Genomic DNA, 8,747 nt, shown 5'->3' on the forward strand with positions numbered 1-8,747 from the left:
CGGGCAGGCCGCCACCGAGGAATCGGTGGACATCTTCAACGCCGGCCGCAAGATGCGCGTGGGGATCAGTCCGCTGGTCAACATGAACCAGCTGGCGGTCGGCCAGGAAGTCCTCCTCAACGAAGCACTGATGGTGGTCGCCGGCCTGGGCTATGAACGGGCCGGGGACCTGGTCACGCTGAAGGAAATGCTGGGCACCGACCGGGCCCTGGTGGTTGGCCGGGCGGACGAGGAACGTGTCATCCGGCTCTCCGGCGCCCTGCTGGCGCAGAAGCTCCGGGTGGGCGACGCCCTCTCGATCGATTCCCGCACCGGCTACGCCCTCGAAAAGATCCCGCGCTCCGAGGTGGAGAACCTCGTCCTCGAGGAAGTCCCGGACATCACGTACCAGGACATCGGCGGCCTGGGACCGCAGATCGAACAGATCCGCGACGCCGTGGAACTGCCGTTCCTGCACCCGGACCTGTACCGCGAGCACGGCCTCAAGGCGCCCAAGGGAATCCTGCTCTACGGCCCGCCGGGCTGCGGCAAGACGCTCATCGCCAAGGCGGTGGCCAACTCCCTCGCCGCCCGGGCAGCCGAACGCACCGGCAAGACGGACATGAAGAGCTACTTCCTGAACATCAAGGGCCCGGAGCTGCTGGACAAGTACGTCGGTGAGACCGAACGGCACATCCGGCTGATCTTCGCCCGCGCCCGCGAAAAGGCGTCCGAGGGCAGCCCGGTGGTGGTGTTCTTCGACGAAATGGACTCGCTGTTCCGCACCCGCGGCACCGGCATCTCCTCCGACGTCGAAACCACCATCGTCCCGCAGCTGCTCAGCGAGATCGACGGCGTGGAGCGGCTCGACAACGTGATCGTGATCGGCGCCTCCAACCGCGAGGACATGATCGACCCCGCAATCCTGCGGCCGGGCCGTTTGGACGTCAAGGTCAAGATCCACCGCCCCGACGCGGAGGCCGCGGCGGACATCTTCAACAAATACATCACCGCCGACCTGCCCTTCCACGAGTCCGATCTCGCCGAGCACCACGGCGATGTCCAGGCGACCGTCGATGCGATGATCCAGCGCACGGTCGAGGCCATGTACTCCACCGACAAGTCCAACGAATACCTCGAGGTCACGTACGCCAACGGCGACACCGAGATGCTCTACTTCAAGGACTTCAACTCCGGCGCCGTGGTGCAGAACGTGGTGGACCGGGCCAAGAAATACGCCATCAAGGACCTCCTCACCGTGGGCCAAAAGGGTATCCGGATCGACCACCTGCTCCGCGCCGTCGTCGACGAATTCCGCGAGCACGAGGACATGCCCAACACCACCAACCCGGATGACTGGGCCCGGATCTCGGGCAAGAAGGGCGAGCGCATCACCTACATCCGCACCATTGTCCAGGGCAAGGCCGGGCAGGAGCCCGGCAAGTCCATCGAGACGATGCCGAGCACGGGCCAGTACCTGTGACGTCCGCTGTGCCCGGGAAGACCGCCGGGGTATCCGGTGGTCTTCCCGCCGGCGGCGCCATGCGGGTGATGGGCTCCGAGACCGAATACGGCATCCACGCGCCCTCCGCGCCGGGGGCCAACGCCACAATGATGTCCGCCCGGGTGATCCAGGCGTACGCCCAGGTGACGCGGCAGCGTGCCGCGGGCGGCGCCGAAACCCGGTGGGACTACACCGACGAGGAACCGCTGCATGACGCCCGCGGCTGGACGCTGGAGCGCAGCCAGGCCGAACCGGACCAGTTGACCGACCAGCCGCCCGTCCTCGACGCCGAGGCCGTCGCCCTCGCCTACGGGCGGCAGGAACTGGAGGCCGACGGCGAGGACGAATCCGGCACCCTGCTGATGAACATGGTGCTCGGCAACGGTGCCCGGCTCTACGTCGACCACGCCCACCCCGAGTACTCCAGCCCGGAAGTGACCAACCCGCGCGCCGCCGTCGCCTGGGATGCCGCCGGAGACCTCGTGGCCCTGGCCGCAGTGCGGCGGCTCGCGGCCGACCCCGAACTGCCCCCGGTCAATCTGTACAAGAACAACACCGACAACAAGTCCGTCTCCTACGGGTCGCACGAGAACTACCTCATGCCCCGCAGCGTGCCGTTCGGCGACATTGTCCGCGGACTGACCCCGTTCTTCGTCACCCGGCAGATCTTCTGCGGCGCCGGCCGGGTCGGCATGAAGCAGGACGGCTCCCGCCCCGGCTACCAGATCAGCCAGCGTGCCGACTTTTTCGAGACCGAAGTCGGCCTCGAAACCACGATCCGCCGCCCCATCATCAACACCCGCGACGAACCCCACGCGACGGCGGACAAGTACCGGNGGCTGCACGTCATCATCGGTGACGCCAACCTCAGCCAGGCCTCCAATTACCTCAAATTCGGCACCACCGCCATGGTGCTGAGCCTGATCGAGGCCGGCCTGGCCCCCAGGCTCGAAGTCCATGAGCCGGTTGCCTCGCTGCAGGCCGTCAGCCATGACACGTCACTCACGGCCACCCTGCGGCTGCTCGACGGGCGGCGGATCACCGCCCTGGACCTGCAGTGGATCTACTTCGAGGCAGCCGCGAAGCATGCCCAGGACACCGGCGTCGCCGATGCCGTGGACGGTGACGGCCACACCCATGAGGTGCTGGAACGCTGGTCGGCGACGCTGACCGAACTGGCAAATGACCGGGCGGCCGCCGCGTCCTCGGTTGAATGGCTGGCGAAACTCTCGCTGCTGGAGGGCTACCGGGGCCGCGACGGACTGGACTGGGGCCACGCGCGGCTGGGCCTCGTGGACCTGCAGTGGGCGGACATCCGGCCCGAAAAGGGGCTCTACTACCGCCTGCTGGCCCGCGACCGCATGCAGCGGATCGTCGACGACGGCGTGATCCAGCGGGCGGTCACGGAACCGCCGTCGGACACCCGCGCCTACTTCCGGGGCCGCTGCGTCAGCCGCTTCGGGGCCGACGTCGTCGGTGCCAGCTGGGACTCCGTGATCTTCGATGTGCCCGGCCGCGGCAGGCTTCAGCGGGTCCCCACCCGGGAACCCCTGCGCGGAACCGAGGCCCTCACCGGCGGTCTCTTCGCCCGGCACCGGGAGGCCGGACCGTTCCTTTCCGAGCTGCTGGGACTCCCACCCGGTTCCTAGGGACAAAGAGCCCCGCGGGGGCTCCGGGCGTGGCAATATGGCTACAGGAAGTCCCTTGCGAAGAAGGGGCGGACAGAAGGAGAAAACAATGGCAGGCCAGGAGCAGCAGCAGCCGCAGTCGCGGGACACCGAAGTCGACGAAGACGTTCCCGCCGCGCCGCCGGCCCCTGCGGAGGGCCAGGCGTCAGCCGCCACCCAGGGCGTCGACGACCTGCTCGATGAAATCGACGGTGTGCTGGAGTCCAACGCGGAGGAGTTCGTCCGCGCTTTCGTCCAAAAGGGCGGCCAGTAGCACGGCGGCCCCGGGATTGCGCCGGCACGGGGCTGAGGGCCGGAAGTCGTTGATTCACTACGTTGAGGAGTGCACCAGTGCAGGAAACCACCGCCAACCAGGTAGCAGCCAACGCCACGTCCTCCTTCACTGAACATCTGCAGCGCCAGCGCCCCGACCTGCTCCCGTTCGGCCAACAGCCCTTCGGCCAGCAGCTTCCGGCGGGCAGCGCCGCCACGTCCCTGCAGGCGCCGCACGGGACGACGATCGTCGCCCTGACCTACGCCGGAGGTGTGCTGATGGCGGGGGACCGGCGTGCCACCATGGGCAACGTCATCGCCAGCCGGCACATCGAGAAAGTGTTCCCGGCGGACCAGTATTCCGTGCTCGGGATCGCCGGGACCGCGGGCATCGCCCTCGACATTACCCGGCTCTTCCAGGTTGAACTCGAACACTACGAAAAGATCGAAGGGACCCTCCTGAGCCTCGATGGCAAAGCCAACCGGCTGGGCGCCATGATCCGCAGCAACCTCCCGATGGCGATGCAGGGCCTCGCCGTTGTGCCGCTGTTCGCGGGCTTCGACCGTCCCGCCGGCCTGGGCCGGCTCTTCTCCTACGACGTCACCGGCGGCCGCTACGAGGAGCAGGAACACCATACCGTCGGCTCGGGCTCGATGTTCGCACGCGGGGCGCTGAAGAAACTCTGGCGGCCCAACCTCCCGGAGCAGGACGCCGTCGCCGTCGCCGTCGAGGCGCTCTACGACGCCGCCGACGACGACTCCGCCACCGGCGGACCCGACCCCGTCCGGCAGCTCTGGCCCGTCGTTTACGTCGTCAACCGAACAGGTGCCTTCCGGGTTCCGGAGCGCGAGCTCGCGGCAATCGCCGGCACCATCATAGAGTCCAGGGCCGTGGCCCAGCGGGAGGCCTGAGATGACCCAGCAGTTCTACGTTTCGCCTGAGCAACTGATGAAGGACCGCGCGGATTTCGCGCGGAAAGGCATCGCGCGCGGGCGTTCCGTCGTGGTCATCAGTTGCCGGGACGGAATCGCCCTCGTGGCCGAGAACCCGTCGCCGTCACTGCACAAGATCGGCGAGATCTACGACAAGATCGCGTTTGCGGCCGTGGGGAAATACAACGAATTCGAAAGCCTCCGCCAGGCCGGGGTGCGCTACGCGGACGTGCGCGGGTACTCCTACGACCGGGAGGACGTCACGGCCAGGGGTCTCGCGAGCGTCTACGCGCAAAGCCTCGGCGCGGTGTTCACCGCGGAACAGAAGCCCTTCGAAGTCGAGCTGGCCGTGGCCGAGGTGGGGTCCTCCCCGGACGCGGACCACCTCTACCGGCTGACCTTCGACGGGTCGATCGCGGACGAGAAAGGTTTCATCGTGATGGGTGGCCAGGCGGACAAGGTCTCCGAGTCCGTGGCGGCGGGGTGGCAGGGCGAGCTCGACTTCGCCGGCGCCATCAGGCTGGCCCTGGCCGGACTCGTCGCGGACAAGGAGGCCGACACGCTGCCGGCGTCGGCCGTGGAGGTGGCGGTGCTGGACCGCGGCTCCGAAAGCAGCCGGGGCACCCGCCGCGCGTTCCGCCGGCTCGACGACGCAGACATCACGGCATTGCTGGCTGAGGAGAACTGAGATGGACAAGCGCATTTTCGGCATCGAGACCGAGTTCGGGATTTCCTACTCAAGTCCCGAGTCCCGTCCGCTGGCCCCCGAAGAGGTGGCCCGCTACCTGTTCCGCAAAGTGGTCAGCTGGGGGCGGTCTTCCAATGTATTCCTGACCAACGGCTCCAGGTTGTACCTCGACGTTGGATCGCACCCGGAGTATGCCACCGCGGAATGCGACGACCTCGCCCAGCTGATCGCACACGACCGGGCCGGGGAACTCATCCTGGACGACCTCGTCGACGAGGCACAGGAACGGCTCGCGGCCGAGGGCTTCAACGGCACGGTGTACCTCTTCAAGAACAACACCGACTCCGCCGGGAACTCCTACGGCAGCCACGAGAACTACCTCATCCCAAGGCGCGGGGAGTTCTCCCGGCTGGCCGAGATCCTGATTCCGTTCCTCGTGACCCGGCAGCTGATCGCCGGTGCCGGAAAGATCCTCAAGACCCCGCACGGTGCCACGTTCGCGTTCTCCCAGCGCGCCGACCACATCTGGGAGGGCGTCTCCTCCGCCACCACGCGGTCCCGCCCGATCATCAACACCCGCGACGAGCCGCATGCGGACGCAGAGTTCTACCGCCGGCTGCACGTGATCGTGGGCGACTCCAACATGTCAGAGACCACGGCCCTGCTCAAGGTCGGCACCGTTGACCTGATCCTGCGCATGATCGAGGCCGGGGTCATCATGCGCGACATGCGGATGGAGAACCCGATCCGCAGCATCCGGGAAATCTCCCACGACCTCAGCGGCCGCGCCCTCGTCCGGCTCGCCAACGGCCGGCAGCTCACCGCCTTGGAAATCCAGCGCGAGTACCTGGCCAAGGTCACGGCGTTCGTCGCGGAGCAGGGGGCCCACAACGCCCACGTCCCGCTGATCCTGGACCTCTGGGAACGTACCCTGGACGCGATCGAAAGCGGCGACACCAGCACGATCGACACCGAGGTGGACTGGGCGATCAAGAAGAAGCTCATGGACAACTACCGCGAACGGCACAACCTGGGCCTCGACGCGCCCCGGATCGCCCAGCTGGACCTGACCTACCATGACATCTCGCGCACCCGCGGGCTCTACTACCTGCTCCAGACCCGCGGGGCCGTCCGCCGCGTGGTGGATGACACGGCGGTCAAGGATGCGGTGGATGCCCCGCCGCAGACCACCCGCGCCAAGCTCCGCGGCGACTTTGTCCGGCGGGCGCAGGAACTGGGCCGCGACTACACCGTGGACTGGGTGCATTTGAAGCTCAACGACCGCGCCCACCAGACCCTGTTGTGCAAAGACCCGTTCCGCAGTGTGGACGAGCGGGTGGATGCCCTGCTGGACTCTATGGGCTGATACCCAGCTTTCCACGTTATTCTGGAGGGGTGCCGTTCGCGGCCAACGCTTGCTTTGCCGCTGGCATGTGCCCGGCGAGGCGTCCATCCTGCCCCGACGAAAGTTCTTAAGTGCGCCGACTATTAGCAATTCTTCTTCCCGGACTGCTGCTCCTGACCGCCTGCGGCGGCGGCGAACCAGCCGCCCCGGAACCCACCAGCCAGTCCGCCGGCGAGACCGCCAAGCTGGACTCCCTCAAGCTGACGGAGAACGGCGACAAGAAGGCCCCGGGTGTTGAATTCACCAAGCCCCTCGAGGTCAAGGAACCCACCGTCAAGGTGGTCACGGAGGGCAATGGCGACCGGGTCAAGGCGAACCAGATTGCCTCGATTTCCATCGTTGCCCTCAACGGCAAGGACGGCTCCACCCTGGAAGACACCTTCCCGAAGGATCCCGAAGAGCTTGAACTGAACGACGAGCTCAAAACCAGCAGCGCCGTCATCTACAACGCCTTCGTAGGCGCAAAGATCGGCTCACACCTGGCACTTGCCGTTCCCGGCGCCGCAGCCGCTGAAGGCGCCGAAGCGCAGCCCACCCAGCTCCTCGTCGTCAAGGTGCTCTCCGCCAAGGACGCACCCAAAGTCCTGGACAAGCCCGAGGGCGAGGCCGTCACCCCGCCGGCGGGCCTGCCGACCGTCAAGGACAATGACAAGGGCATCCCGGAGATCAACGTCGACGGCGTCGCCGCCCCGACCGCCCTCGTGTCCCAGGACCTGGTCAAGGGCACCGGCCCCGCGGTCAAGGAATCCGACACCATTACCGTCAACTATGTGGGCGTTGCCCTCGCCGGCGGCAAGGTCTTCGATTCCAGCTTTGACAGCGGCAAGAAGGCCACCTTCCCGCTGACCGGCGTCATCAAGGGCTGGACCCAGGGGCTGGCCGGCAAAACGGTCGGCTCCCGTGTCCTTCTGGTCATCCCCAAGGACCTTGCCTACCCCGACGCCACTGCTGCCAGTGGCCAGCCTGAAGGCGACCTCGTCTTCGTCGTCGACATCCTCGGCGTGAAGTAACCACCACACCCGCAGCACACAAGACACCCCTAGTAAGGAGCAACCATGTCATTTGGACAGCGCAACCTTGACCGCGAGAAGCCGGAAATTGATTTCCCCGCAGGCGACGTTCCCACCGAACTGGTCATCACCGATCTGATTGAGGGCGACGGCGCCGAAGCCAAGGCCGGCGACACCGTCTCCACCCACTACGTCGGTGTGGCCTGGTCGACCGGCGAAGAATTCGACGCCTCCTGGGGCCGTGGCGCACCGCTCGACTTCCGCGTCGGCGTCGGCCAGGTCATCCAGGGTTGGGACCAGGGCCTGCTGGGCATGAAGGTCGGCGGCCGCCGCCGCCTGGAAATCCCCTCGGAGCTGGCCTACGGCTCCCGTGGCGCCGGCGGAGCGATCGGTCCCAACGAGGCCCTCATCTTCGTCGTCGACCTCGTCGCCGTCCGCTAGTCCCACACACGGGCCCACACACGGGCCCTCGTACTGCAGGAGCGCGGTAACAATCGGAGAAGTACTTCCGGCTGTTACCGCGCTTTTGTCGGATTCGGGCGGGGGACTTTAGTAGCCTTGCGGGGTGTCAGCCTCACGTACCGAACGCCTCCTGAACCTGCTCATCGCCCTGCTCAACACCACGTACGGCCTGCGCCGCAGTGAACTGCGCGACAAGGTCTATCACGACACAACCAGCACCGACGTCGCCTTCGGCCGGATGTTCGAACGCGACAAGGTCGAGCTGCGGCGGTTTGGGTTCGACGTCGAGACCGTTACGGACAAAGGCTGGGGTTCGGACGATCCGGCGACCACCCGCTACCGGATCGGCAAGGAATCCAACCGGCTTCCGGACGTCAGCCTCACCCCGGCAGAGTGCACTGTCCTCATCCTTGCCGCCCAGCTCTGGGAGCAGGCCGCCCTGGGGTCCGCGGCCGTCAACGCGGTGCGAAAACTGCGGGCCTCCGGCGGCCTGGTGGACGCCGAACTCCCCGCCGGGCTCCAGCCGCGGATCCGGCCGGCCGGCCAGGCCTTCGAGGACCTCATCGCCGCCATGCACTCCCAGCACCCCGTCAGCTTCCGTTACCTCGCCGGCAGCACCGGCAAGGAGGAAACGCGGCTGGTGGAGCCCTGGGGCCTCGGCAGCCGCTTCGGCCAGTGGTATCTCGTCGCGCACGACAGGACCCGCGGCGACAAGCGCTTCTTCCGCCTCTCCCGCCTCACCTCCGCCGTGACCGTCCTGGAAAAGGAAAGCTTCACGCCTCCGGCTGACTTCAACGTGCGCGCCGAACTGGCCGGGCTGGCGGAG

At 67.0% G+C, this 8,747-nt stretch carries 9 protein-coding genes; all 9 read left to right on the top strand.

The features are described from left to right. The coding region (gene arc / locus K789_RS0101905) for a proteasome ATPase (protein ID WP_024365263.1) at nt 1-1,462 on the top strand (1,462 nt) is incomplete at its 5' end. Between the two features lie 59 nt (nt 1,463-1,521). Further along, nucleotides 1,522-3,132: a depupylase/deamidase Dop gene (gene dop / locus K789_RS0101910; protein WP_051180852.1), complete on the top strand. Its 1,611-nt coding sequence runs from the start codon at nt 1,522-1,524 to the stop codon at nt 3,130-3,132. Nucleotides 3,133-3,220: 88 nt separating this feature from the next. After that, nucleotides 3,221-3,424: a ubiquitin-like protein Pup gene (locus K789_RS0101915; RefSeq protein ID WP_024365265.1), complete on the top strand. Its 204-nt coding sequence runs from the start codon at nt 3,221-3,223 to the stop codon at nt 3,422-3,424. Between the two features lie 77 nt (nt 3,425-3,501). Continuing rightward, a complete protein-coding gene (prcB, locus tag K789_RS0101920; protein ID WP_024365266.1) occupies nt 3,502-4,335 on the top strand; it encodes a proteasome subunit beta in 834 nt (277 codons plus the stop codon). Nucleotide 4,336: 1 nt separating this feature from the next. Beyond that, nucleotides 4,337-5,044, top strand: coding sequence for a proteasome subunit alpha (gene prcA, locus K789_RS0101925; RefSeq protein ID WP_024365267.1), 708 nt, complete (start codon nt 4,337-4,339; stop codon nt 5,042-5,044). Nucleotide 5,045: 1 nt separating this feature from the next. Further along, nucleotides 5,046-6,410, top strand: a complete 1,365-nt coding sequence (pafA, locus tag K789_RS0101930) for a Pup--protein ligase (protein ID WP_024365268.1) — start codon at nt 5,046-5,048, stop codon at nt 6,408-6,410. Between the two features lie 110 nt (nt 6,411-6,520). Continuing rightward, complete coding sequence (locus K789_RS0101935; RefSeq protein ID WP_024365269.1) at nt 6,521-7,459, top strand: FKBP-type peptidyl-prolyl cis-trans isomerase; 939 nt, start codon at nt 6,521-6,523, stop codon at nt 7,457-7,459. Nucleotides 7,460-7,504: 45 nt separating this feature from the next. After that, nucleotides 7,505-7,900: an FKBP-type peptidyl-prolyl cis-trans isomerase gene (locus tag K789_RS0101940; protein ID WP_024365270.1), complete on the top strand. Its 396-nt coding sequence runs from the start codon at nt 7,505-7,507 to the stop codon at nt 7,898-7,900. A gap of 124 nt (nt 7,901-8,024) precedes the next feature. Beyond that, nucleotides 8,025-8,747 (top strand): helix-turn-helix transcriptional regulator (locus K789_RS0101945; protein ID WP_024365271.1); only part of this gene is annotated, 723 nt, incomplete at its 3' end.

It is taken from the genome of Arthrobacter sp. TB 26 (assembly GCF_000427315.1).
Lineage (GTDB): Bacteria > Actinomycetota > Actinomycetes > Actinomycetales > Micrococcaceae > Arthrobacter.

Bases quoted from the DNA above. Each gene is read 5' to 3' on its own strand.
- pafA (WP_024365268.1), top strand. From the start codon at position 5,046: ATGGACAAGCGCATTTTCGGCATCGAGACCGAGTTCGGGATTTCCTAC.
- K789_RS0101940 (WP_024365270.1), top strand. From the start codon at position 7,505: ATGTCATTTGGACAGCGCAACCTTGACCGCGAGAAGCCGGAAATTGAT.
- K789_RS0101915 (WP_024365265.1), top strand. From the start codon at position 3,221: ATGGCAGGCCAGGAGCAGCAGCAGCCGCAGTCGCGGGACACCGAAGTC.
- prcA (WP_024365267.1), top strand. From the start codon at position 4,337: ATGACCCAGCAGTTCTACGTTTCGCCTGAGCAACTGATGAAGGACCGC.